We start from the raw sequence: 24,830 nt of genomic DNA, 5'->3' as shown, positions 1-24,830 counted from the left end.
TAAATGAACATCAAATGGGATCAGGCTGAAACCATTGCCATGCAGCTTTATACGATTAGGTTAGCCTTGCTGCTTTTCTCTTTAACTTTTATATTTTACTGAGCAGCCATATGGCGCAGTTACTTTTTTGTCGACTGGCTCGCCGGTCATCAAACTTCTCATGCTGACCTCAACATAGTTAGTTGCTTTGGCAATATCTGCAGGGTTTGCAGATTTAATACTGTCAATGGCACCGGCGTAGCGCAGCGTCCCCTTAGGGTCAATAATATACATGTGTGGCGTCGTTTTTGCGCCGTACAGCTTGCCGACATCGCCGCTTTCATCGAACAATACATGGCTTGGTGACGCATTGCGATCTTGCGTCAGTGCATCGGCTTTGGTCGCGCTAACGTGGCCTTGTTTGCCGGGAGCTGATGAGATAATCGATAACCAGACCACATCTTGCTCGGTATACTTACGTTGCAAGCCTTGCATATTGTCGCTTTCATAATGTTTTTTCACATACGGACACAAGTGATTAGTCCATTCCAGTACCACATATTTACCAGCAAAATCGGCTAACTTAACCGTTTCACCTTGGGTGTTGACTAATTGAAAATCTGGCGCTGCGCTGTCAACCTTAATAGCAACTTTTGCAGCAGCATGAGCTGGCGATAAAAACAACACCAATGCTGAACATGTCAAGATTGCTACGAGTCGTTTATTAACATTTTGCCAGTGTTTAAAGAGATACATAATTAAGCTCCTGTTGTGCTTGTTGTATTGCCGTAATTACAATATTGGGGGTTAAAATTTGTGGTAGCACTTGCTCCTTCCCACCGCCTGCATAAACAACATACAAAGGCACACCAGAGCGCTGATACCGCGTTAAATAGGCTAAAATTTCCCTGTTTTTGTTAGTCCAATCACCGACTAGGTAATGCACATTCTCTTGTGCGAGCGTTTGCTGCAAGTCTCTATCAGTAAAGGCGACTTGCTCATTCACTTTACAGGTAATACACCAATCTGCTGTCATATTGACCACCACAACTTGATTGTTATTACGCAATGTCGCTAATTTTTGTTCGCTAAATGGCTGGGCTATTTTTTCAAATTCATTATTAGCGGATTTCGCCGACTGAGAGCCAACTTGTTCGCTGCCTTGATAACTCGCATAACTGGCGATAAAGAGCGCAATCATAACGGACGTATAAGAGGCCTTGCCCGCCACTTTACTCGCCAGCCACAAACACAGTGCGAACAGCAACAAACCTGACAGCAGCCATAATTGCCCTAAGCTATTAGTTTGCCCCAAAAACACCCAAAGCAGCCAAACCACAGTGGCGAGCATAGGAAACGCTAAAAACTGTTTAAATGTTTCCATCCACGCACCGGGTTTCGGCAATAATGCGGCAAAGCGAGGCGTAAGACTGAGCAGCGTCATGGGTAGCGCAAAACCCAATGCCAATGCAGTGAAAATCAATACGGTATGCACTGGTGGGCTAACCATCGCCACACCTAAAGCGGTTGCCATAAACGGCGCGGTACAAGGGGAAGCGACAATAACCGCCAATACGCCCGTAAAAAACTGACTAGCAAAGCTATTACCTTGTGTAAGTTTTTGACCTATGCCTGAGAAGCCCGAGATGCCGGCGCCATTTGGCACGACATCTAACAGCATTAACGCGATAAAAACGAATAAGAAACACAGCGCAGCAATCACCAAAGGTTGTTGCAGATGAAAACCCCAGCCAATGGCCTCACCACTTAATTTCAATACGAGAATTAACGCGGCAAATAACCAAAAACTCACTAAAATACCAAGCAAATAGCCCCAATGATTGCCTGTTGTTGAGTGGCCTAGTTTGTCAGCAGCGAGCGCTAACGCTTTAAGCGATAGCACGGGCAGCACGCATGGCATAATGTTGAGTATCAACCCACCAATAAAGGCAAAGACAAGCATCAACCCAATGGAGGCATCCCGCTCAATTCCTATTAAACTGGTACTCTCGCCTCCAGTCACAGAACCAGCGCCAGCTAAATCATTTAACGTTGCCGTTAAATAAAAGCCTTTGTTGCCGTCGGATAGCAGAAAATTAACCGTTGCTTCAGAGTGACTAAAATAATCTGATTTTTCTAACAACACATTGGCATCAGCACCATTTTCAGCCAGCAACCACTGCTGCTGACTATTGTGCTGAATGAGATCACTGCGAAACGGCAACAGTTGCCAGTTCGATTCATAAGGTAAGCTAGCCGCCAAGGTTAAATAATCTTCGGTAATTTCATATTGCGCCGATAACCAGCGGTTATCTGGCAGTGTTGCTCGTGTTTTTGAAAATAGCGGCGCGTGGGGTGACAACAATGATGGGTCATTTGCAGTTTTATCGCTAACAGGCAACTCAATATTCAGTGTTGCCCAACCGGGAATGCAGTCTTCCTTGCACACTAACCAAGATAAATCAGCGGTAATTTTAACGGTTTCAGGAAAGTCGGCTGAACTTTTAATGGTAAATGGCACCATCAGCAAAGTGTCACCGCTATAACCGTAATTGACTAAATGGGCGATTGGTATTTGCTCAGGAATTGGCCACTGAATTTCGCCAAACTCAATCTCAGTGCTGCTTTGCCATTGCACGCTTGGCGGTTCGCCAGAATCCCCTGCATTGCGCCAGTAGGTATGCCACTCATCCTCAGGCGAAAGCAAAATTCCTAGCCATTGAGTCTTAGTGTCGCTTGCTGCCCAAATACTTTTATATTCACTTAGCAGCGCAACTTGGATATGAGGTCCTTGGGCTTTGCTCGATTCCTGTAACTTAGCGATATTAAATCGTTGCTCAGCGGCGCTTGCTGGCAAACTGGCTAGCGTAAAAGCGGTAATACTTATTGCAGTAAAAGCGACAGCAAAAGCCAAATTAAAAGTTAAACGATTCATAAATTAACAAGCGCGAAGCAATAAAGAGTATTGGTTAAATTTACACCATCATAGCCTACACCTTTAACGTATTTGAAGATCAAAATGAGCTGACTCGTTAGGCATACCGTATTTAGTTCGATACCTAGCTGAGTATTTCCTCGTCTATTCACGTCGCGCATTGATAATCAGAGGATGACGGGTTCAGGGCATAGCCAACAACGAAAACAGCGAAATATCAAAATTTAGGTGAACATTATGCTCAAAAGGTCACTAACTACCGCAGTACTTTTGCTTGCCATAGCGCTATCTTTAACTGCCATAAATGTAGTGGGCTTTGAAGTAGACAATCCACAGCATGTAACGAAAAAAAGTACCGATACAAAACAGTTCAGCGACTTTTTATGGCAAAAACGCCTAGTACTGATCCATTCTGATACTCAACCACCTCTCACGCCGTTTATGTGGGAACTTGACTACGAGAGCTTAACCGAGCGAAAACTGGCCATTTACGCACTTATCAATCAACAAAGCTTTCAATTACTACCCAATACCGTAATGAGAAGAACACCAACACTGGATCAAGTATTGATGCAAAAACTAACAGAGCATCAAATAATGAATAGTAATAGTGCTATTTTGATTGGCTTAGACGGCGATGTAAAAGCGAAATACCCACTGGCAAGCTTAAGCTATGAGCGCATTAAAGCACTGATTGACACTATGCCGATGCGACAAGCTGAATTGCGCTAAACATGCCATTCTCTATGATATATGCAGTTGTTTATTTGTCCCTCTGGTCTAAACACTGTTAATTCCCTTGAATAAAAGACAAGGTATCTACTTATCTAGTTATCGAGAACATCTTTAACGACATAAATCTAACTCGATAACTTTTCACTTACTCGATAGTTAGCCTTACACCATAAATAGAGTAGACGTTAATCACACATGGAAAGTGTCTTTCCACTATAAACATAGCTAACCCACTCATTAGCAATAACTTTTCAAAATCTGTAGCTGACCAAATTGATGCAACTGACGAATTTACGCACAGCACTAGTGCAATTATTCTACAAATTGTGAGTTGATGATTATGCAAAGGTATGAGTCAACACATGGTCAAGCAAGTTAACACGTTGTTTATAAAAGATTTTAAAATTATTCCTAACCGATCGGTTCATGTTGGCTCAGGTGTTGCTCAGCTCATCAAAAGTAATGAAAACAAACTTTTGATATTAAAAATAAAAAGGAACTACCATGAGCACTGAGTTACCTAGATTTAAACGTTTACCTATTGCCACGGCGATAATGGCGAGTTTAGCAGCAAGCTCGATACCTAGCGCCTATGCAGACAACTTAGATGATGACGCGGGGATCGAAGAAATTATCATCGTTGCGGAAAAGCGAAATGAAAGCCTGCAAGATGTATCACAAGCGGTAACCGCTGTGACAGGTGAAGATTTACTGGATAAAAATATTCTTTCATTTGTTGATCTTAGCGCTATTGCTCCCGGTGTCACCGTAGCGAAAAACGAAGGTTTTAAAACGATTATTTCAATTCGCGGTGTTGGTAACGAAGCCAACCAAAATATCGTCGCGAACCCGTCAGTTTCCTATCATATGGACGGTATTTATATCGCTTCACCCTTCGCCCTACAAACTGACTTTATTGATGTTGAGTTGATTGAGGTACTGCGCGGTCCACAAGGCACTTTATTTGGTCAAAACTCGACAGGTGGTGCCATCAATGTGATCAGTAAGCGCCCTGAGTTAGGCGAAACCAATGGTAAGTTTGACTATACTTTTGGCGAGCATAGCCTGAGTCAATTGCGCGGCTCTGTAAATTTACCAATTGGCGATAGCGCCGCGCTGCGCACGTCAGTATCTAAATACGATCGCGATGGTTTTTCAAAAAACGTACTTAATGGCCAAGACTTGGATGATGCCGATAACCTTACCATTAAAACCGATTTCTTCTGGCAAGCCACGGATAACACAAACCTTCGCTTGATTGGTCAATTCTTCGAGGCGGACAGCAATGGGGCGGCAATTAAAGGTATCGACGATCCAACACCCGGTGCGCGCAACCTAGCCCAAGATACTGAATCAAAATTCGAGTTAGACTCAAAACTTGTTGGTCTGATCGTGGAAAGTGATTTGGGCTTTGCGACCGCAAAATATTTAGGTAGCTGGCAAGAAGATGAAATTTTGGTGCAACGTGATAACGACCGCCACGCCTACGGCACGAACCCTGAATACACGATTAGCGCCTTCTTACCTGAAATTAATAATGTTGAAACTTTCACCCATGAAATTAACTTAATTTCCAATGAGCCAGCTTTTGGCAAGCTCGATTGGATTGTTGGCGCCTTTTATTTAGATACAGATATTGAAGTGACCATACGTGAAGAGTTAGATGCTAATGGCAACGGCGTATTAGATGGCTATGTGCCATCTTTCCCTGACGTATTTGCCGGTGATGTCGGCTTTATTTCGGATGCCACGCCAAGTCGAGAATCGTTTTCAATATACGGTCAAACAACTTATAACTTCAACGACACGACACGCTTAATTACCGGTCTGCGCTATACCAAAGACGATGTTGAAAGTGCAGTTTCTAACTTCTTTGCGCCTGAACCTACGTTAATTGAGGCGTCGGTTGAAGAAGTAACAGGCCGAATTGCCGTCGAATACGATATTAGCGATGATATTATGGTTTACGGCTCTTATACACGAGGCTTTAAACCGGGCGGCAGTAACTTAACCTTTGGTTTTGAACCTGGCGAATTCGACTTTATTAGCGGCGCTATTGATAACTCTGAACCTTTGGTATTCCCAACGTTTGAAAATGAAACGATTAACGCTTACGAGCTAGGGATTAAAGCCGAACTATTGGATAACCGACTGCGCACTAACTTAGCAACCTTCTTCTACGATTATCAAAACCTGCAATTCCAAGCAACCGATCCCAATGCCTTCCAAGGCGGTGTAGCCAATATTCCGGAAGCGGAAATTACCGGCTTAGAGTTAGAGTTGATTGCGCTACTTACCGACGATTTAATTTTAGACGTGAAAATGTCGGCATTAGACTCAGAAATTACCCAAGATTACTTCGCCCTTGATAACGTGGTAGCCGATGGCTTAGGTTTTGTCCCTGGTGACGATGTGCTGCGCTCTGAATTAGCTGAAAATGTTAAAGGCAACGAGCTTGCTAAAGCACCTGGCTTTACCATGGACGCTAGCCTAGAGTACACCACTAATATTGCTAGCCACGAATTCCGCTCGGTACTGCAATACACTTACCGCGGTGAATTTGAGCAACGAATTTTCAACAACCCAGCGATTGATCAAGTAGATGATTACGAGGTGGTTAACTTACGATTCTCACTTGATTTAGATGACGATACATGGGGCTTTGACTTGATGGCGACCAATGTTTTTGACAAAGACGGTGTTAACTCACGAATGTCTGATGTTTTTGGTGTTAACGCCACAGGTGAAGAGCTGATTGCGCCGCGCCAAGTGATGGCGAGAGTAAGATATAGTTTTTACTAAGCTGAAAACGCTCTAAAACTAGCGAGATAAAAAATGCCTGCAATTGCAGGCATTTTTTATAGTGTTTTCTATCTTTTTTATACGGTTTCTGGGCGCTTTTAGGAGAAAGTCTACGCAACTATTAGCTAAAAACGTTTAACGCCTTGGTGTTTAAGGATTGGTATAACACCGCTAAGGCGTTAATAACATCACCGTCAATCACCGCTTCATCAGGGTGATGGCTAATACCACCTGGGCTGCGGATAAACAGCATACCCACAGGACAAATATTGGCAATGGCCATGGCATCATGACCGGCACCAGAAGGCAGCACAGTAGCATAGTCAGTAACTTGCTTGCATGCCTTGGCAAATAACTGAATTATCTGGCTATCGCATTGCACCGCAGGGGCTGCATGCGTCCATTGCCAGTTTAGTGTTAACTGGCGTTTTTCAGTAATGGCTGATGCAGCTTGTTCAATATCGGTTACCAGCCTTGCAAGTGCACCATCTTCCTGCGCTCGTATATCAATGCTTAATTCTGTCACCCCGGCAATAACGTTGGTCGCACCCGGTTTAGCAGCAATACTACCTATAGTCGCCACTTGTCCTTGTTGACTACTTTGCGCTGCTGATATGGCTAATTTTTCAACAGCAAGGGTAAACTCAGCCGCTGCAGTAAGGCTGTCTTGACGCAGGTTCATTGGCGTTGTTCCAGCGTGCCCAGCTTGGCCAATAAATTCAATAACCGCACGTTTGGCACCAGCAATTGCGGAAACAACACCTAGCGGTTGCTGCTGTGCTTCCAGCACTGGGCCTTGCTCGATATGGGCTTCCCAATAGCCTAATAGTTCTTCTGATGACAGTGCTGCCCCTTGTTCAGCTGCTAGCTTAGGATCTAAGCCAAAATCCACCATGGCTTGGCGCATACTAATGCCCTTTCGGTCTTCGAGCGCCAGCCATTCGGGATCAAATTGGCCAGCCAGTGCTTTCGAGCCAATTAAGGTCGTAGCAAAGCGCGTACCCTCTTCGTCACAAAAGCCGACAATATCGAGATGAAACGGCAAACTAAGCTTATTTTGCTGAGCTAAGGCTGCAACCTCAATCCCTAACATCACCCCTAAAATACCGTCGTAGGCCCCAGCATAGGGCACAGTATCTAAATGTGAGCCAATGATCAGGCGTTTAGCATTAGGGCTAGTACTGGTAAGTCTGCCCCATTGGTTACCAACCGCATCTTGCCATGTTTCCATCCCCGCTTCACTCATCCACTTGGCCACTTGTTGGTTGCACGCTTGGTGTTCAGGGGTTAAATACTGGCGCAAAATGCCATCGTCAAGCTCACTTATTTGGCTTAGCTGATAACAACGCTCAATCGCTCTTAAGCCATATTGGCTGACGAGCTGCGTAGACAAATCATCCATTTACAACCTCTCCCTAGCTTTGCTGTTCATGCCTTCTCTGTCCATGCCTTCTCTGTCCATGCCTTCACTGTCCATGGTAATAGGCTAATGCAGCCAAAGTCGCTTCACCGCTCGGGCCTTTATAGCCATTGGCCTGCAAGCAGGCATCTAAACAAGCGAGTGTTTGCAGTACCGTATCTTTGCGAGCGTTATAGCCCATGGTGCCAATTCGCCAAATTTTGCCATGCAGTGGGCCAAAGGAAGTGCCAATTTCAATACCAAAATCATTAAGCATTTGATTGCGCACCTGATCGCCGTTTACTTCGCTAGGAATATAAACGCCGACTACATTATTCATTTTGTGATTAATATCGCCGAAAACTTTTAAACCTAAAGCCTGCACGCCAGCGAGCATAGCGTCGCCATGTAACTTATGTCTGGCAACACATTCATCGACTCCCTCTTCTAAAACAATACGAGCGCACTCAGAGGCACAATAAAGCATGCTGGTCGCTTCAGTATGATGATTTAAGCGCTCTTCGCCCCAGTAATCCATGATCATACCAAGGTCAAAATAATTGGAGCGAATAAATGGCTCAATACCATCTTGATGATCTGCCGTGCGAATACCAGCTTCAACTTTTTTGCGCTGACGTATCCAGTCAACACACTTGTCACTGAGCGTAATGGGTGCAGAGCCAGAAGGCCCGCCCAAACACTTTTGTAAACCGACAGTTAGCGCATCCACTTGCCACTTGTCAGCTGGTAAGTCATTACCGACAATCGATGCGGTAGCGTCACAATAAAACAATACGTCGTGCTGCTGACAAATAGCGCCGATATCTCCCAGTGGTTGGTTCATCGTTGTCGATGTATCACCTTGCACCATGGCGAGCACACGTGGTTGCACCCGCTTAATCGCCGCTTCAATTTGCTCGGGTTGAAATACTTCGCCCCATGCCACTTCAATGGTGTGTACGTCAGCTTGTGCGCGTGTCGCTATTTCTGCTAGCAAGTGGCCAAAACGCCCCATGATCGGCACTAACACTTTATCACCCGGCCTTAGCATAGAGAGTAACGCCGACTCGATACCTGCCCGTGAAGTGCCGTCAATTAAAAACGTCCACTCGTTGTTGGTTTTAAATATTTGGCGATAACGCGCCATGGTTTCGTTCATAAACCCTGTCATCGCGGGGTCGTATTGACCAATCAGCTGTGCTGACATGGCTCTCAGTACCCTTGGGTCTGCGTTAATCGGCCCTGGGCCCATCAGCAAGCGCTGCGGCGGATTGAGTGTTTGTTTATCTGTCATTATCCTTCTCCTAGCTAATCCTAACTAAAGCTAGTGACCTAGCGCTTGCATTAACATACGAATACCGGTCAGCATTAACACCACAGCGAATGCGCGTTTTAACTGCTTAGGTTCCAGCTTGCTGCCCAGCTTTACCCCAATAGGTGCACATAAAATGGTAAGCGGAATAATCAGTAGAAAAGCGGGAATATTGACTAGGCCAAAGGTGCCAAGCGGCGCATCCATTGGCGTTTGAGCAACCGCAAGTAAGGTTAATACGCCCGGTAGCGCAATGATTAAACCAAACACTGCGGCAGTGCCAACGGCAACATGAGCCCGTACATTAAATGCCGATAGTAAAGGCACGCCAATGGTGCCACCACCGATACCTATCATCACAGATAAACCACCCACGGTTGAGGCCATAATTCCCTGCCCAAAGCGACCCGGTAGCTCATTTTTTAATGCCGGTGCACCCGCGCGAAACAGCATATTTAAGCTCACCATAATCGCGATAGCCGCGAACATTACGGTTAACGCCTGACCTTGCACATAATGTGCGAACAAGCTGCCGACAATCGCCATGGCAAGAATAAAACCTGTCCAGTATTTAACGATATCAAGGTCAACATTACCTTTAGCGTAATGTGAACGAATAGAGGAAACTGAGGTTGGTACTATGGTCGCAAGTGAGGTTGCCGTTGCAATCATCATGGCTGATTCCGCACTCACCCCAAAACCTTGTAGTAAAAAATAAAGCACTGGCACAATAACAATGCCACCGCCAACACCAAATAAGCCCGCTAATAAGCCTGCGAAAATTCCAGTCGCGACCAGCGCGATCATAATTGGCCATTGATTAGCCAATTCATTTAACAACTCTGTCATTTATTTTCCTAATTTTTACCTAATTCTTATCTAGTTTTTTAGTACGTTACTTACTGGCTCGGCGAATCGGCGCAGCCGACAAGCGCGGCGCCATCTGAGCGAGGATCTGAAGCAGCTGCCAGCTCAGTTTCACTGTCTAAAATTGCCCCTGCATGACCCATCATTTCATTGTTATCCTCGACAGATTGCCATTTGTGTTTTAAGCGATCCAATTCAGTACCCAGCTCAGAGGCCAGTGCCTGCTCTACTTTTAAGTTAGTGCTGGTATCACCCCATGTGCGGCCTAACAACCAACGCGGCGCAGCAACGGCTTCATTAATGGTACGATTTCGCCATGTATAATCGGTAAACACTTTCGCTTGGGTTTGCGGCTGACCTTCACCGCCCATAGTGCCATACGCCAGTCGTCGACCATCGTGATAACGGGCAAAAGCTGGGTTTAGGGTATGCGCTGGCTTCTTATTTGCCGCCAAACAGTTAGTGGTAGTGTTGTCTAAAGAAAAACTAATGCCACGGTTATTCCACGTAAAGCCACCGTCTTTCATTACCACACCTGAGCCAAATTCCCAGTAAATACTTTGGATAAAGCTGACCATTTGACCGCGCTGATCTCGCGCCGCTAGCCACACGGTATCGCCAGGTGAAGCGTTAAACGGCCAAGCTTCTGCTTTTGACATGGAAATATTATTCGCCAGTTCGCTAATTGCCGGGGTTTGCAATACTTGTTGATAAAGCGCTGTCACCGCATTTGGGTCTGCCCACAATTGCGGACGTAAATGGAAGCTTTGCTTAGTAGCCTCAACAATTAAGTGCAACCAATCAATATCTTCACTCGCTTTACTACGTAATTGATCAACAATCGACAAAATAATTAAAGAGTGAATACCTTGTGTTGGCGCAGGCAGGTTATAACAATCAACGCCCTGTAAACTGGCTTTCAGCGGCGTGACCAATTGCGCTTGTGTCGCATTAATATCAGCCAACTTGATTTGACTGCCAGCAGCCGCCAAATCAGCAGCAAAGCTCTGTGCCAATTCTCCTTGATAAAATGCTTGTAAACCATTTTTTGCAAGGTACTCAAACGTATTAGCTAACGCAGGGTTGGTAAAATGTTCCCCTTGTTTCAGTGCTAAGCCATTAGGCTCATATAGTGCTTTAAAAGCATCGTTGCGTTTATCAACCGCATATAATTTATCACTGGCCGTTTGTAAGCTAGTGGTGACCTCAAACCCTGAACGCGCTGCAGCAATTGCCGGTGCCAGAATTTCACTCAGTGGTAACTTAGCATTGGCATCGGCATTAAGGGCTGTTTGCCAACCACTAATGGTGCCAGCTTGAGTGATCGCACTTAATCCACCACGCTCAGGAATAGCGTCAAACTCTTGGTAAACCGCTAGGTTTTGGCAAGCCGCGCCGCAGGCATCAATGGCAATTGGAGCATCGCTACCTGGGTTGTCAATCAGCCAAAAACCATCGCCACCGATAGAGTTCATATGGGGATAAACGACGCTAATGGTCGCCGCTGCAGCAACCATAGCCTCGGTAGCTGTGCCACCTTGACGCAGAATCGACATACCCGCTTCTGTTGCTGTTTTATGCGGGGCGGTAAACGCTATATTCTCTTTCATTGTTATTTCTCATATTTTAATGCTTTGCCAGCCAAGTAATTAAGGTCTACGAAGCCTTAAGCTCAAAACCTTAAGCTAGTACCTTGAACTAGCGAGCTTGGCTGCCTTACTTACTAATATCGCAAGCAAGGTTGAGTAATGTTCGATCGTTATTGGCTGCCATAAGTAGCGAATAGCCATAAGGCGCTAACTGTTCACTATCGTTTTGCTCAGATAAATTACTATCGACTGTTAAAGATATATCAGGTATGTGCACCTGCGTAGCGCCAGACAATCCAGCCATGGCTGTTAGCGTAAGTATTTTGGCGCGCAACGCACTGGTGTCAGCACCAAGCTTGGGGGCCACAGTCGGTGTTGTCGGTAAAAATAGCGCACTGGTTGACGTTAGCTGTTGCATCATCTTTTGCCAGCGTTGCTGCACCTGTTTAGCTTGCGCTTCTTCAGTTGCTGTTAGCGCTAGCGCCATTTCAAAGCGCGCACTTATTGCTGGTGCGAAATGGGCACTAAAATCAGGCGATAAACTCGTTAGCCATTGTTCATGTGTGCGAGCGATTTCGCGCCCTTGTAAAATGCGAAAAGCATCGGCAAGCTCGTTCAATATGCCTGTATCGGTAATATCAAACTCCCGAACCTTAGCAAAATAAGGGGCAATTTCATCTAACTTATTGCTCAGCGCGTTCGCTAGCTCTGGTTCAATCAAATCGAAAAGTGACTGACAAACCAATAACTCTTCCACTTTATAAATAGACTGCTTAGGCAACAAAACATCGCCAACCTTAGCCAGTAACTCAGCGCTGTTTGTTAGCCAGCCCGTCGTATCAAATGCTGGCGCCAGTGGTAATAAGCCCTGAGCGCTAATAGCGCCATGACTTGGGCGAATGCCATACAAGCCACAATAGCTTGCGGGCACGCGAATAGAGCCTCCAGTATCAGTACCTAAACCAATATCTGCCAAATCAGCCGCAACTGCTGCCGCAGAGCCCATGCTAGAGCCGCCACAGCTGTGACCTGCTAGCTTCGGGTTTTCCGCAGCGCCGTAATGATGGTTATTTCCCTCAAGGCTATACGCTAGCTCGTCGGTATGCGTAAAGCCAACAAACTGACACGCTTGCATCATCAACTTATTCATACTATCAGAAGTTTCTGTTGCCGCAGGCGCTTGGCGAAGCCACTCTGGATTACCAGCGCTATTTTTATGACCCTGAACCGTAAATAAGTCTTTAACCGCAAGGCGCAATCCAGCCAACTCACCTTTATCACGCGTTTGCCAACCTTTGGGGCCATGATTGCAGAAAATTGCCGAGTCCTGCTTCACTGTAATGCTATTCCTTTTATTTTTCTTTTAATGAACTTTTACTGCCGTGCTTATACCTTAAACCTGCTACATGCTTAGCTCGTTTAAGTTTGGTAAAACTGCACTAGAATAAATTATCAATTAGCTAGCCTTATTGGCTAGCCTAGCGTTTATGCTAACTAAGTACTGCAAATCTAATGCCATAAAACGACATTCTTATCCGATCGGTCAAGATTAAGGGCGTAATGAAAATTTACCCTAAAACCCACTAAGAAAAAACAACCAATTTACGTATTTTTACTCACCAACTTGGTGCTTTTGCACCTTAATGGTTAGATATTTAAACGCTTTTAGTTTGGGAAAATGTCTAGCATATAGGTCACAAAAGGATTTGATTTACTATGTTGGAGATTAGAGTAAAAGAATAGAATGAAAGGACAGCGAGAGATAATCAAAGTTGAAAAAGCGCCTATTATTGGCGCTTTTGAATTTTTGAATTTTTATACCGAGTCAGGCATTGCTAAACCAACGCCGTTAATAATGATTTTGGCAACAGAAGCGGTTATCTCATCAATATCACTTTCTTCGTACTCAAGCTTGTTTTGCAGCAGTAAAACCTCTGCTTGAAAGTCGGCATAATATTGTGTGCTTGCCCAGATGGTAAACAATAAATGTACAGGGTTGACTGCCTGCATTTTACCAGCATCTATCCAGGCTTGAAAAAGCTGACATTTAGCACGGAACCAAGGGCGGTTTTTATCTCGCATGTAATCTTGCAAACAAGGAGCGCCACGAAGAATCTCTGAAGCGAACAAACGAGACTGCATAGGTTGGTGAATCGATAACGCAATTTTACTGCGAATATAGTGATACAGCACTTGCGCCGGATCATCATCGACGCTGGCGTTATCTAAGCCGATATTCCAGGTTTCAATAATGCCATTGAGCACTTCTTCATAGAGATTGTCTTTATTTTTAAAGTAATAAAGCACATTGGCTTTAGCTACCCCTGCTTCGCTGGCAATCATGCTCATGCTGGCACCGTCGTAACCTGATTGCGAAAACAGTTTTTCAGCAGCAGCGAGAATTAGCTGCTGGTTCTTTAATCGAGTAACTTCCTTTTTATTTTGCTTTTCTCGAATTGTCATTATTAGTTTTGTTTTCTCTTTTCTTTTTAAAATGTAGCGTTATTGTTCTTGCTTTCTTAACCATTTGGTCAAGCAAAATTCTCGCCATATTTAAATAGTATCATATATGTGGAATAGGTGATTACCCCACACAACACAAACGTCATTCAGGTTTATACTAAAACGGCCCAAAATGGGCCGCTTCTAATTAAAGCTTAACGCTAGCAAGTGCTAAGCACCTTCGTTATGTAGGTCGATAATTGAATCGGCATTTTTATCCGTTTGCTCTTTGCTTTCGTTATTGCGCGCTGCATCTAACTTTTCCAAATAACCTTGATCAATATCGTTGGTAATATACTTTCCATTGAATACTGAGGTCTCAAAACGCTTCACTTCTGGATTAAAGGTACGAGCAGCCGCCACTAAGTCTTCAATATCTTGGAAGATCAGCTCGTCAGCGCCGATAAGCTGACAAATATCGTCCACTTCACGACCATGAGCAATCAGCTCATTGGCACTTGGCATATCAATACCGTAAACATTCGGGAAACGAATTTCAGGTGCGGCAGAAGCAAAGTAAACCTTCTTAGCACCAGCAGCACGCGCCATTTCAATTATTTGCTCTGATGTTGTACCACGTACTACAGAGTCATCAACCAACAAGACATTCTTACCTTTAAATTCAGCACTAATAGCGTTGAGCTTTTGGCGCACAGATTTTTTACGCATTTCTTGGCCAGGCATAATAAAGGTACGACCGATATAGCGGTTTTTCACAAAGCCTTGGCGATATGGGATATCTAGTTGCTGTGCAATTTGCAGGGCAATATCGCACGAGGTTTCAGGAATAGGAATAACCACATCAATATCAAGGTCGTCCCATTCACGGGCAATTTTTTCACCGAGCTTTTTCCCCATTTCAACGCGGGTTGCGTAAACCGACATTTTATCAATGGTTGAATCTGGGCGGGCAAAATACACAAACTCAAAAATACATGGGCTATAAGTTGGTGCTTCTGCGCACTGTTGGCTATACATTTTACCGTCTTCAGTAAAGTAAATCGCTTCTCCTGGCGCAACGTCGCGAACAAACTCAAAATCACAAGCATCTAGTGCTACCGATTCTGACGCGACCATGTATTCAACGCCATGCTCAGTTTCACGCTTACCAAATACCAATGGACGAATTCCGTTAGGGTCACGAAATGCCACCATACCATGGCCAATGATCAATGCCACTGTCGCGTATGCACCGCGAATTCGTTTATGAACATTATTGACCGCTTGGAAAATATCTTCAGGCGTTAATTTCAATGCCTGAGTTTGCGCTAATTCATGACCTAGAATGTTAAGTAATAATTCTGAATCTGAAGTGGTGTTAACGTGGCGGCGAGCGGTGTCAAATAGCCAAGTTTTTAGTTCGTCAAAGTTGGTAAGGTTACCGTTGTGGGCGAGAGCAATGCCGAAGGGAGAGTTAGCATAAAAGGGTTGGGCTTCTGAGGAACTTGAAGTGCCTGCGGTGGGGTAGCGAATATGCCCGATGCCGATGTTGCCTTGGAGTCGATGCATATGCCGTGTGTGAAACACATCCTTGACCAACCCATTTGCTTTTCGTAAGCGAAACATATTGTCATTAATGGTGACAATACCAGCAGCATCCTGTCCCCGATGCTGCAACACCGTTAACCCATCATATAACGACTGATTGACAGCTGAATTACCAACTATACCAACAATACCACACATAAACCTGTTCTCCGACGAGTGTGTTTTACTAAGTGAATTAAGTTAAAAAACTTGAAGATTGCTTGAGGTACTCAAAAAACCACTCTATTACTAAAGTAAACTCTGGGATCAGGGTCGAACTTTGCCACCATGGCGTCGCCGACGAAGCCGTAAATGCGTCCATAAAGAACAATAAGGCACTGACAATTAACACCCCTCGCAAGCCACCAAATGCCAAACCAAGCACGCGATCAGTACCAGACAGACCAGTTTTTTGCACCAGCTGACTAACAACATAGTTGACTAAGGCACCAAGAATTAAGGTGGAAATAAAGAGAATGGCGATAGCTGCGGCGTTGCGCAGGAGGTGTTCAGAGATATTAGTGAGTAAGGCAGCGAGGTTAGGATAAAAAGAGCTGGCGATAAAAAAGGCGCCAATCCATACCACAAGTGAGATCGCTTCTTTAACAAATCCACGAACCAAACTAATCAAGGTTGATATGCCAATAATAGCTAGAATGGCATAGTCTATCCAAACCATATACTGAGTAATCTCAAGAAATTAGTGGCGCGCATTCTAACAGATGAACGCCATTGTTAATATATTTTTATTTATTTAACCTTAGGTTTGGATAAAAAATAGTGAGTCATCAATAAATGCACACACTTAAATTTATCATTTCCTTGTAGCGAGAAATTTTTGCTGATATCAAGGCAAATTTGCGCGTCAATAGCTAGTCTATTGCAAGTAAATTTAACGCTGAAAGCAGTAAAAATAGCCGCTAGAAGCCCATTAGTTATCCAATTCTGAGGTTATTTAGTCACTTTAAACTTGGCTATTCTGCCTTGCACGCTGGTTAAGCTTTTCAACTTAGGGATGGCTTTTTCAAGCTCTGCTTTGTGCAAGTTAGGGCCAATAATCACTTTCGTTAATGTACCTTTTTGCGTTTTAATTGGCTGGGTAAAGGCGGTGTAACCAGCGCCTTTTAATTTTGCCATTAAATCGTCGACATTCTTTTTGTGTTTAAAGCTACCTAAGTGAATTACCCATGCGTACTGGTCTTTCTTCACAGGTGGCAATTTAGGCGTTGCTTTTGACACTGTAGAAGCGTTCATCGCAATCTTAGCTTCTTTCTTGGCAGGCGTTGCTACCGTTGTGTTGTTCTTACTAACCTGCGACGTACTTAAATCACTCTCATTGCCGTTAATCGCCTGCTCGGAATTAGCTGTACCTGCGGTTGCCATAGTTGCTAGCTGATCATCTATCGGCTCTTCATCGCTAATATCCGACTTAGGGATTGCAGCTAGTTTTTCTTCAGGGAAGGCTTTATGTGCTATCGCACCCTCAAATTTTGGCGCTTGCGGGATCGCCTCAAAATCAGCCTGATAGCTTTCTTTCTCACCATCAAGAATATCCGGCAAGAAAATGATCAGTGCTGCTGCAACGATTATCGTGCCAACCAATCTATTTTGAAACGGGGTAGACAAGCGCAACTCCTCTGGCTAATTCAACAACTCTTATCGATTGTCTGCTTTAAATCAATCACCACTGCTGCGATTTAACCAACCAATAATGGCCTTATTTCAGCAACGGTAAAAAAGGAACCAAACACTAATACCAACTCATCGGCATTAGCCTTGTTTTTTGCCATTGTAAAGGCATGTTCAACATTGTCAAAACAATTACCTGTTAGTGCAAGTTCATCAACTAAGCTGTTGATTTCTTGAGCGCTTGCTGCTCTTGGGCCAGACAATGACGCAAAGTACCAAGCATCAACACTTGTGGTCAGCTCTGCTAGTGTTACACTAATATCTTTATCTTTTAGCATACCAACGACAGCATGTACTTTGCTATAACCAAGGCGGTTAATCGTTTGCGCTAGATGTTTTGCCGCGTGAGGGTTATGCGCGACATCAAGCATAATATCGCCTTTGAAATCATCCTCCTCCTTGCCCTTAAACACCTCTGTACGCCCTGCCACTTTGGTTTGTGCGATAACTTGATTGATCCGCCCAACATTAAGCTCGACATTTAGCTCTGTCAGCACCATTAGCCCTGTCGCAACATTATCTAGCGGAATATGTGGTAATTGCAGGTCGTCATAAACGCTGTAAGCGCTAATTTGCTGCCATCGCCAGCAGTTTTCCTGTTTGCTGATGTTAAAAGCTACACCTCGGGCAAGTAGCTCAGCGCCAATATCCTCGCCATGCTTAGCCACTGATGCAGGCATATCAGGCTCACCAACAATCGCAGGTTTATTGCTGCGGAAAATGCCCGCTTTTTCAAAGCCAATGGCTTCGCGTGTGTTCCCCAAAAATGCTTGATGATCCAAATCTACAGAAGTCACCACAGCAATATCGGCATCTATCATGTTAGTCGCATCAAGGCGACCACCTAAACCAACTTCCAAAATAATGTAACTTGGCTGTTGTTGCTGCAAAATAAGCAAGCCCGCTAAAGTGGTAAATTCATAGTAAGTGAGGGAAATTTCCGCTCGTGCTTGTTCCACCGCCGTTAATGCTGCGATCCAAGGTTGATCGTCAACATCGATTTTATTGATGCGCAAACGCTCATTAAAGCGCTCTATATGGGGTGAAGAGTATACGGCGACTTGCTGTTGCAGACTCAGTAAATAGTTCTCGATAAAGGCGCAAGTGGTTCCTTTGCCATTGGTGCCAGCAACCGTGATCACTTTGGCAAAACTTAAGTCTATGTTGAGGCGCTCAGCCACTTGGCTAATACGGGCAAGTCCAAGATCTATCTCTTGGTTGTGAATGGTTTCTAAATAACAAAGCCATTGCGACAACGACCAGTTATCACAATGGCTTTCAGATGATTTTATACTCATTATGTAACGCTATCAAAATCTGAGGTATTTCAATACCGCTACCTTAGCATGCCCTGCAGGCAAGTTGAATCAAGCTACAGAGCAAATCAGCTATTTAGTTTAATAGCATTAGTAAAAAGCGTCAGCAAAACACTTTTTGTAAAACTACGAGTTACTCAGCTTCCGGCTCTTCAATTTTTGGCTGCTCTACAGAGCTACTATCAGCTTGCTCAAGGCTTGGCTGACCCGTAAATTTCGCCAGCATACGGCCCAAAGTTGCACGCATTTCACGGCGGTCAACAATCATGTCAATCGCGCCCTTCTCCAATAAGAATTCACTGCGTTGGAATCCTTCAGGTAGTTTTTCGCGTACCGTTTGTTCGATAACACGTGGGCCTGCAAAACCAATTAGTGCTTTCGGCTCAGCAACATTAATATCGCCTAGCATTGCTAAACTTGCCGATACACCGCCCATGGTTGGGTCAGTCAGTACAGACACATAAGGCAAGCCTTTCTCGCTCATTTTGGCCAATGCGGCACTGGTTTTTGCCATCTGCATTAACGAGAACAATGCCTCTTGCATACGTGCGCCGCCACTGGCAGAAAAACAAATCAACGGCAGATTGTGCTCTAAACAGTACTCTGCAGCTTGTACAAAACGAGCACCAACAACAGATGCCATTGAACCGCCAAGGAAAGAGAATTCAAATGCGGTAGCAACGACAGGCATGCCATTAAGCTCACCACGCATGACCACTAAAGCATCTTTCTCACCGGTTGATTTTTGCGCCGATGAAATACGATCTTTATAACGTTTAGAGTCTTTAAACTTAAGAATATCTTGTGGCTCTAGATCTGCACCAATTTCAACGCGCTCGCCTTGGTCGAGGAAGCTTTCAATGCGTTTACGCGCCGAGATGCGCATATGGTGATCACACTTTGGACAAACAAACTGCTGACGTTCTACTTCAGCTTTATACAGTACGGCGTTACAAGCACTACATTTTGTCCACACGCCTTCTGGAATGTTTCTTTTTTGTGTTCCCTTTGCTTTTGGGAGAATCTTTTCTATCCAGCTCATAAATTAACTGTGCCTATTGCAATGAAATCAGGACGGTTGGCCGCACGGCAGTTTGCCTATGCTGAGTTAACCGATAGTTAACCAATTTTGCACCAAGCGCCTATAAATAACTAGTGAATCGCAGGATTAAACCATAGAATCATGCAGATAGTTATAAAAAACTGGTCTGGTTTGTTAGACAAATAGCGTTTTTTATTCTAGCCAACGCTTGAATATGCTTTACTGTGCCATTAAAGCTCGCATGAAGTACTCGCCAGCAAGCAGTCATGCAAGTAAAAGTGGAATATGGTTAATCTGGCAAAAAGAGTGGTCCAAGTGGGCGCTTTGGAATAGCAAACTGCTCTGGATAATCCACGTCCACAAAGTATAAGCCACCAGCATTTGCCGTCATGCCAGCGACACAACGATTTTTAGCCGCCAGTACTTCTGCTATCCAGTCGATGGTTTCTAAGCCGCGACCGACACGCATTAAACTACCGGCAATATTGCGGATCATATGATGCAGAAAGGCATTGCCTTTTACGTCTAACACCAGAAAATCACCGACCCGCGTAACATTGCAATGGTACAGGGTACGCACGGGTGAATTGGCTTGACAATGTACAGTGCGGAACGAAGTAAAGTCATTCTCGCCAACCAATAGTTGCGCCGCTTGATGCATCGCTTTTTCATCCAACGGATGGTGACAAAAGGTAACACCGGTTGAAAGAATTGCAGGTCTAAATGGCGAATTATTGATGACGTAGCGATAGCGCCTTGCGCTTGCGCTAAATCTGGCGTGAAAATCTTCATCGACTGATTTAACCCAACGCACAGCGATATCTTTTGGTAAGTTAGTGTTCACCCCAAGCGTCCAAGCAACATCTTTTCGAGTTTTGCTTGTGTCAAAATGAATCACCTGATTGGTGGCATTAACACCGGTATCGGTGCGACCTGCACAAACGACTTCTATTGGTTCATCGGCGATACGTGACAACGATTTTTCTAGTGTTTCTTGCACACTAGGTGAGTGATTCTGTTTTTGCCAACCACAATATTTTGTGCCGTCGTATTCTATACCGAGCGCGTACCGCATACTTGCCTCCAAATAATTTGGCGCGCATTATCCTAGATTTAAAAGCCGATTGCCATAGCGGATAGCCCTTTGCCAAAGACATAAAAAAGTCGCTTTTTTATCAAGCGACTTCTTTTCGTTGGCTGCCTCATTCTAGATAAGGTTAATCAAGGGTTAGCGAGTTATTTAAGGTTTTCCAACAATTGCTGCGCCTCGTATTGCTGTTGAGCATCACCGTTATCAACGACATCCATTAGGATGACTTCTGCATTTTCATTGTCGCCAATTTCTAAATAGACCTTAGCGAGATCTAATTTAGCGGTAATTCCGTTATCGTCATCATCAACGTCAATATCATTTACGTCGTTGGTAAATTCTGGGAATTCATTTAAGCCAACGTCGATATTAGTTTTTTGATATGGCTCGCTGGTACTTGGCTGTAAGCTATCAGATAACAGAGAATCAACGGAAACAAAGTCATCGTCCTTATTTTCATTTGATTGTGACGTTTGACTTGTATCATCAAGCAGATCAATTTCTAACTCATTCTCCAGCTCATCTGCTAACGGGTTATCATGCGCTTGACTGTCTTCAATCACAAGTTCATCACCAATATCTAACTCGTCAGATAAATCAAAGCCGCTGTCGTCATCAGATGATGTTGACTCTTCTTCAATATTGGCCAGCAGTTCATCAAAGTCTAAGCTATCAAGCTCTTGAATATCTTTTATTTCATTCGCTTCTGTGACTTCTTCTCGTTCAGCTTCGCCTTCAGCTAACAAATCGGCAAGTACATTGCTGTCAGTAAAGTCCGGCGATAGTTCTACCGTCGCATCAACGTCTTTTTCGTCATTAAGCAATTCTGACAGGGTTGATTCATCAAAATCAGTTGCTAAATCCGCAGTTATATCATCTTGGCTATCTTGCAATACTTCGGTATTTTCAATGCCCTGCAAGTCATCAGTAGCTGCTTCAAGTTCCGTATCTAAATCAGAACGCTCAGTTTCTGCCGCTAAATCACTGGTTTCAATACCTGATAACAAGTCATCGCCAATATCGAGTTCATCTTCAGCTTGCTCTTCATCAAGATCCGCCTGAACATCGGCAATGAGGTTGTCGATATCAATGTCATCTGACATTTCATCTGCAGCCATGTCAGCTTCAGCTTGCACTTCAGGCTCTGGCTCTGTCACCTCTGGTTGAGCTTCATCAACTGTGTCATTAGTAGCAGTAGGCTCCGACATAGCATCAGTATCATCGCCATGCATGTCGCTAAAGTCGGCATTTAAAAATGGAGCCACATATTCTTCGGTAAATGCCTCTATTTGTGCGTGATGTTCAGACAATTCTTCTTCATCAGAATCTAACAATTGGTCGATATCAGCAGCATCATTTACATCAATATTTTCTGCCAGTTGATCGGCTGCCAATTCAGCGTCGCTAGCATCAGAATCTGCACCACTATCACCCATTTCACCGTTGATACTGTTAAGCAATGCGTCAATATCGTCCGGATCGGTGATCTCCATATCACTGTCGTCAACTTGTGATACTTGCGGAGTCTCACTGTCGCCATTAATGCTGTCTAAAAGTGCATCAATATCGTCAGGGTCGGTAACATCAGCGCCATCTGGAATCTCATCAGCAGCATTTGCCTCTGTCGCTTCTGGCTTGGCTGGTGTATCGCCATTAATGCTTTCTAAAAGCGCATCAATATCATCTGGGTCGGTAACATCAGCACCATCTGGAATCTCATCAGCAGCATTTGCTCCGGGCGCTTCTGGCTTGTCTTGTGTATCGCCATTAATGCTTTCTAAAAGCGCATCAATATCGTCTGGGTCGGTAACATCAGCGCCATCGGGAATATCATCAGCAGCACTTGCTTCGGTTGCTTCTGGCGCAGCTGGTGCATCGCCACTAATACTATCTAAAAGCGCATCAATATCATCTGGGTCGGTAACATCGGCGCCGTCTGGAATCTCATCAGCAGCACTCGCCTCGGGCGCAGCTGGTGCATCGTCATTAATACTATCTAAAAGCGCATCAATATCATCTGGGTCGGTAACATCGGCGCCATCTGGAATCTCATCAGCGGCACTTGCTTCGGTTGCTTCTGGGGCAGCTGGTGCATCGTCATTGATACTATCTAAAAGCGCATCAATATCGTCTGGGTCGGTAACTTCAGCGCCATCTGGAATCTCATCAGCAGCACTTGCCTCCGGCGTAGCTGGTGCATCGTCACCAATACTATCTAAAAGCGCATCAATATCGTCTGGGTCGGTAACATCAGCGCCATCTGGAATCTCATCAGCGGCACTTGCTTCTGGCGCAGCTGGTGCATCGTCATTGATACTATCTAAAAGCGCATCAATATCGTCTGGGTCGGTAACATCGGCGCCGTCTGGAATCTCATCAGCAGTACTTGCCTCGGTCGTAGCAGGTGCATCGACATCAGCAACATCATCAGTCGCACCAGAAAGTAATGCGTCAAGGTCATCTTGTCCCAGTTCACCATCAGCTAACGGCTCACTATCTTCTTCTAGAGCAACTAGATCGTCAGCTTCATCTTCAGCTGAGCTTTCATCATCAGCGCCAAGCCCCGAAAGCAGATCGTCAAGATCACTTTGATCTAGTTGACCACCATCAAGTGCCTCGCCTTCCTCTTCTACCTTATTATCTGCGTCACCATCCTCGCTACCATCATCACCCGAAAGCAGATCATCGAGCATGCTTTGATCGAGCTCACCACTTTCTAGCGGCTCACTTTCTTCTTCAACTTTTTCCAAGTCATCATCAAGCGAAATATCTTCTAGGTCATCTAGTTCATCTAGCTCATCGTCTAAATGAATAACTTCATCGCTTAAATCATCATTAAGCAAGTCATCACCAAGATCGTCGATATCATCAGAGAATAAATCATCTGTTTCATCGTCCGACTCAGTTAGATCAATGGAAAGCTCATCATCAAGCGACAGCTCGCCATCAAGTGATAAGTCTTCCTCTATTGCTTCACTTGCCACTTCTTGCGCTGGAGCTTCTGGTGGCATATCTGATGGCGCGGCTGGTTTTTCCAGCGTCATTTCTTCCACTGGCTCTTCTTTTGCTTGCTTTTTACGGCCAATAAAGAAGGCAATTACGCCAGCGATTAATAGTGCTGGCAAAGTACCCATTAGCACTTTGAACCACAAGCTCGACATCCAATTTTGCTGCTCAAGCTCGGCTTGCTGCTTTTCTAGCAACAATTGGCGTTCGCGCTCTTCAGCTTTTACTAACAACTCTTTTTGCAGCTGCAGCATACTGTCCATTTGTGCCTTAACTTCTTGCCCTTTTGCCACTTCACCTTGCATTAAAGTTAATTGGTCATTGAAGTTAGCAAGTCGCTGACGCAGCGCCTCATTTTCTTGCAAAATCGCTTGAAGGCCATCAATCGAGTCTAAAACATCACGTTGAATAGTATCGAGTTTTTGACGCTGCTCGGTGTCATAGGTTTGTAGTTGTTGATTAATTTCGCCTTTAGCTGCGTCTAGGTCTTTCTTTTTAACAACCAATTCTTCCGGTTTGATTGGTACCACTGGCTCAGCTTTTTTGGCAATTTTTCCTTGCCACTTTTTGTCGTCGCTTACCGCACTATTTTTGGCGATATAAGGGTCAATCAGACGAATTTTTTCAATCGGTGGAACCAGTAAATACTGGCCATTAATTAAGTGGTTACGGTTGTTATCGGCAAAGGCATTTGGGTTCATCTCATACAAAGCCTGCATAACTTGATAAACCGTCACTGAAGGGTCTGGTCGGATCGCTAACGCGATTTTCCATAGTGTATCGCTGCTGGTTATAGGACCATAGCGGTCATGAGGAAAAACATCTGTGCTTTTGGGCCCGCGAATTCGAATTCCGGTATCTTGTGCTGAAACCGAAGGCGTACTCGCCAATAAAAGTCCAACGATTAACACCTGCAACAAGCACAGGCTAAGTAAGCGCAGCATTAAGTCTTTCCTAATTATTCTAATAAATTGCCAAAAAACTGGCGGTTACACCCAGCTAGAGCAAAGCAAAGTTTATTCCAAGTCTCGGCTATCGTC

General features: G+C 44.5%; 17 protein-coding genes. 2 read left to right on the top strand and 15 right to left on the bottom strand.

Features of this window, described 5'->3' with window-relative positions; genetic code table 11:
• Positions 1-81 precede the first annotated feature (81 nt).
• Both DXX94_RS17240 and DXX94_RS17235 read right to left on the bottom strand, forming a co-directional pair.
• Entirely contained in the window at positions 82-735 is a 654-nt protein-coding gene (locus DXX94_RS17240) for a thioredoxin family protein (protein WP_116017801.1), read from the bottom strand.
• The gene (locus tag DXX94_RS17235) at positions 722-2,914 is read right to left on the bottom strand and encodes a protein-disulfide reductase DsbD family protein (protein WP_116017799.1); all 2,193 of its coding nucleotides are present in this window, start codon (positions 2,912-2,914) and stop codon (positions 722-724) included. The genes DXX94_RS17240 and DXX94_RS17235 overlap by 14 nt, the downstream gene beginning before the upstream one ends.
• Positions 2,915-3,151: 237 nt before the next feature.
• Between DXX94_RS17235 and DXX94_RS17230 the strand changes: the two genes are divergently transcribed.
• Both DXX94_RS17230 and DXX94_RS17225 read left to right on the top strand, forming a co-directional pair.
• Positions 3,152-3,646, top strand: a complete 495-nt coding sequence (locus tag DXX94_RS17230) for a DUF4174 domain-containing protein (RefSeq protein WP_116017797.1) — start codon at positions 3,152-3,154, stop codon at positions 3,644-3,646.
• 507 nt (positions 3,647-4,153) lie between these two features.
• The gene (locus DXX94_RS17225; protein ID WP_116017795.1) at positions 4,154-6,451 is read left to right on the top strand and encodes a TonB-dependent receptor; all 2,298 of its coding nucleotides are present in this window, start codon (positions 4,154-4,156) and stop codon (positions 6,449-6,451) included.
• 121 nt (positions 6,452-6,572) lie between these two features.
• Here the strand turns inward: DXX94_RS17225 and DXX94_RS17220 are convergent, their stop codons facing one another.
• The 13 genes from DXX94_RS17220 to DXX94_RS17160 form a co-directional block, all read right to left on the bottom strand.
• The gene (locus DXX94_RS17220) at positions 6,573-7,853 is read right to left on the bottom strand and encodes an allantoate amidohydrolase (RefSeq protein ID WP_116017793.1); all 1,281 of its coding nucleotides are present in this window, start codon (positions 7,851-7,853) and stop codon (positions 6,573-6,575) included.
• A 64-nt stretch (positions 7,854-7,917) separates the two neighbouring features.
• Positions 7,918-9,144: a pyridoxal-phosphate-dependent aminotransferase family protein gene (locus DXX94_RS17215; protein WP_116017791.1), complete on the bottom strand. Its 1,227-nt coding sequence runs from the start codon at positions 9,142-9,144 to the stop codon at positions 7,918-7,920.
• A 30-nt stretch (positions 9,145-9,174) separates the two neighbouring features.
• Entirely contained in the window at positions 9,175-10,011 is an 837-nt protein-coding gene (locus DXX94_RS17210; RefSeq protein ID WP_116017789.1) for a sulfite exporter TauE/SafE family protein, read from the bottom strand.
• A gap of 50 nt (positions 10,012-10,061) precedes the next feature.
• The gene (locus tag DXX94_RS17205) at positions 10,062-11,639 is read right to left on the bottom strand and encodes a gamma-glutamyltransferase family protein (protein WP_116017787.1); all 1,578 of its coding nucleotides are present in this window, start codon (positions 11,637-11,639) and stop codon (positions 10,062-10,064) included.
• 106 nt (positions 11,640-11,745) lie between these two features.
• Positions 11,746-12,954 (bottom strand): amidase family protein, encoded by a 1,209-nt coding sequence (locus DXX94_RS17200; RefSeq protein ID WP_258872200.1) that lies wholly within the window; start codon positions 12,952-12,954, stop codon positions 11,746-11,748.
• Positions 12,955-13,433: 479 nt separating this feature from the next.
• Complete coding sequence (locus DXX94_RS17195; RefSeq protein ID WP_116017783.1) at positions 13,434-14,081, bottom strand: TetR/AcrR family transcriptional regulator; 648 nt, start codon at positions 14,079-14,081, stop codon at positions 13,434-13,436.
• 210 nt (positions 14,082-14,291) lie between these two features.
• Positions 14,292-15,806: an amidophosphoribosyltransferase gene (gene purF / locus DXX94_RS17190; RefSeq protein WP_116017781.1), complete on the bottom strand. Its 1,515-nt coding sequence runs from the start codon at positions 15,804-15,806 to the stop codon at positions 14,292-14,294.
• A 37-nt stretch (positions 15,807-15,843) separates the two neighbouring features.
• Entirely contained in the window at positions 15,844-16,326 is a 483-nt protein-coding gene (locus tag DXX94_RS17185; RefSeq protein ID WP_116017779.1) for a CvpA family protein, read from the bottom strand.
• Between the two features lie 272 nt (positions 16,327-16,598).
• Positions 16,599-17,273 carry an SPOR domain-containing protein gene (locus DXX94_RS17180; protein ID WP_116018623.1) on the bottom strand — a complete coding sequence of 225 codons (675 nt, stop codon included), beginning with the start codon at positions 17,271-17,273 and terminating at the stop codon, positions 16,599-16,601.
• Between the two features lie 71 nt (positions 17,274-17,344).
• Positions 17,345-18,634, bottom strand: coding sequence for a bifunctional tetrahydrofolate synthase/dihydrofolate synthase (folC, locus tag DXX94_RS17175; protein ID WP_116017777.1), 1,290 nt, complete (start codon positions 18,632-18,634; stop codon positions 17,345-17,347).
• A gap of 151 nt (positions 18,635-18,785) precedes the next feature.
• Entirely contained in the window at positions 18,786-19,694 is a 909-nt protein-coding gene (gene accD / locus DXX94_RS17170; RefSeq protein WP_116017775.1) for an acetyl-CoA carboxylase, carboxyltransferase subunit beta, read from the bottom strand.
• A 289-nt stretch (positions 19,695-19,983) separates the two neighbouring features.
• Positions 19,984-20,769, bottom strand: coding sequence for a tRNA pseudouridine(38-40) synthase TruA (gene truA / locus DXX94_RS17165; RefSeq protein ID WP_116017773.1), 786 nt, complete (start codon positions 20,767-20,769; stop codon positions 19,984-19,986).
• Between the two features lie 161 nt (positions 20,770-20,930).
• On the bottom strand, positions 20,931-24,734 hold the full coding sequence (locus tag DXX94_RS17160; RefSeq protein WP_116017771.1) for a FimV/HubP family polar landmark protein: 3,804 nt from the start codon (positions 24,732-24,734) through the stop codon (positions 20,931-20,933).
• Positions 24,735-24,830 lie beyond the last annotated feature (96 nt).

The organism is Thalassotalea euphylliae, assembly GCF_003390375.1.
GTDB classification, from domain to species: domain Bacteria; phylum Pseudomonadota; class Gammaproteobacteria; order Enterobacterales; family Alteromonadaceae; genus Thalassotalea_F; species Thalassotalea_F euphylliae_A.
Note: the sequence above shows the minus strand (reverse complement) of the source record. Positions and strands in the feature narration are given on the sequence as shown.

What these genes read in the sequence shown, in the direction of transcription:
- DXX94_RS17240 (WP_116017801.1), bottom strand. Translation starts at nt 735, where the DNA reads ATGTATCTCTTTAAACACTGGCAAAATGTTAATAAACGACTCGTAGCA.
- DXX94_RS17235 (WP_116017799.1), bottom strand. Translation starts at nt 2,914, where the DNA reads ATGAATCGTTTAACTTTTAATTTGGCTTTTGCTGTCGCTTTTACTGCA.
- DXX94_RS17230 (WP_116017797.1), top strand. Translation starts at nt 3,152, where the DNA reads ATGCTCAAAAGGTCACTAACTACCGCAGTACTTTTGCTTGCCATAGCG.
- DXX94_RS17225 (WP_116017795.1), top strand. Translation starts at nt 4,154, where the DNA reads ATGAGCACTGAGTTACCTAGATTTAAACGTTTACCTATTGCCACGGCG.
- DXX94_RS17220 (WP_116017793.1), bottom strand. Translation starts at nt 7,853, where the DNA reads ATGGATGATTTGTCTACGCAGCTCGTCAGCCAATATGGCTTAAGAGCG.
- DXX94_RS17215 (WP_116017791.1), bottom strand. Translation starts at nt 9,144, where the DNA reads ATGACAGATAAACAAACACTCAATCCGCCGCAGCGCTTGCTGATGGGC.
- DXX94_RS17210 (WP_116017789.1), bottom strand. Translation starts at nt 10,011, where the DNA reads ATGACAGAGTTGTTAAATGAATTGGCTAATCAATGGCCAATTATGATC.
- DXX94_RS17205 (WP_116017787.1), bottom strand. Translation starts at nt 11,639, where the DNA reads ATGAAAGAGAATATAGCGTTTACCGCCCCGCATAAAACAGCAACAGAA.
- DXX94_RS17195 (WP_116017783.1), bottom strand. Translation starts at nt 14,081, where the DNA reads ATGACAATTCGAGAAAAGCAAAATAAAAAGGAAGTTACTCGATTAAAG.
- purF (WP_116017781.1), bottom strand. Translation starts at nt 15,806, where the DNA reads ATGTGTGGTATTGTTGGTATAGTTGGTAATTCAGCTGTCAATCAGTCG.
- DXX94_RS17185 (WP_116017779.1), bottom strand. Translation starts at nt 16,326, where the DNA reads ATGGTTTGGATAGACTATGCCATTCTAGCTATTATTGGCATATCAACC.
- folC (WP_116017777.1), bottom strand. Translation starts at nt 18,634, where the DNA reads ATGAGTATAAAATCATCTGAAAGCCATTGTGATAACTGGTCGTTGTCG.
- accD (WP_116017775.1), bottom strand. Translation starts at nt 19,694, where the DNA reads ATGAGCTGGATAGAAAAGATTCTCCCAAAAGCAAAGGGAACACAAAAA.
- truA (WP_116017773.1), bottom strand. Translation starts at nt 20,769, where the DNA reads ATGCGGTACGCGCTCGGTATAGAATACGACGGCACAAAATATTGTGGT.
- DXX94_RS17160 (WP_116017771.1), bottom strand. Translation starts at nt 24,734, where the DNA reads ATGCTGCGCTTACTTAGCCTGTGCTTGTTGCAGGTGTTAATCGTTGGA.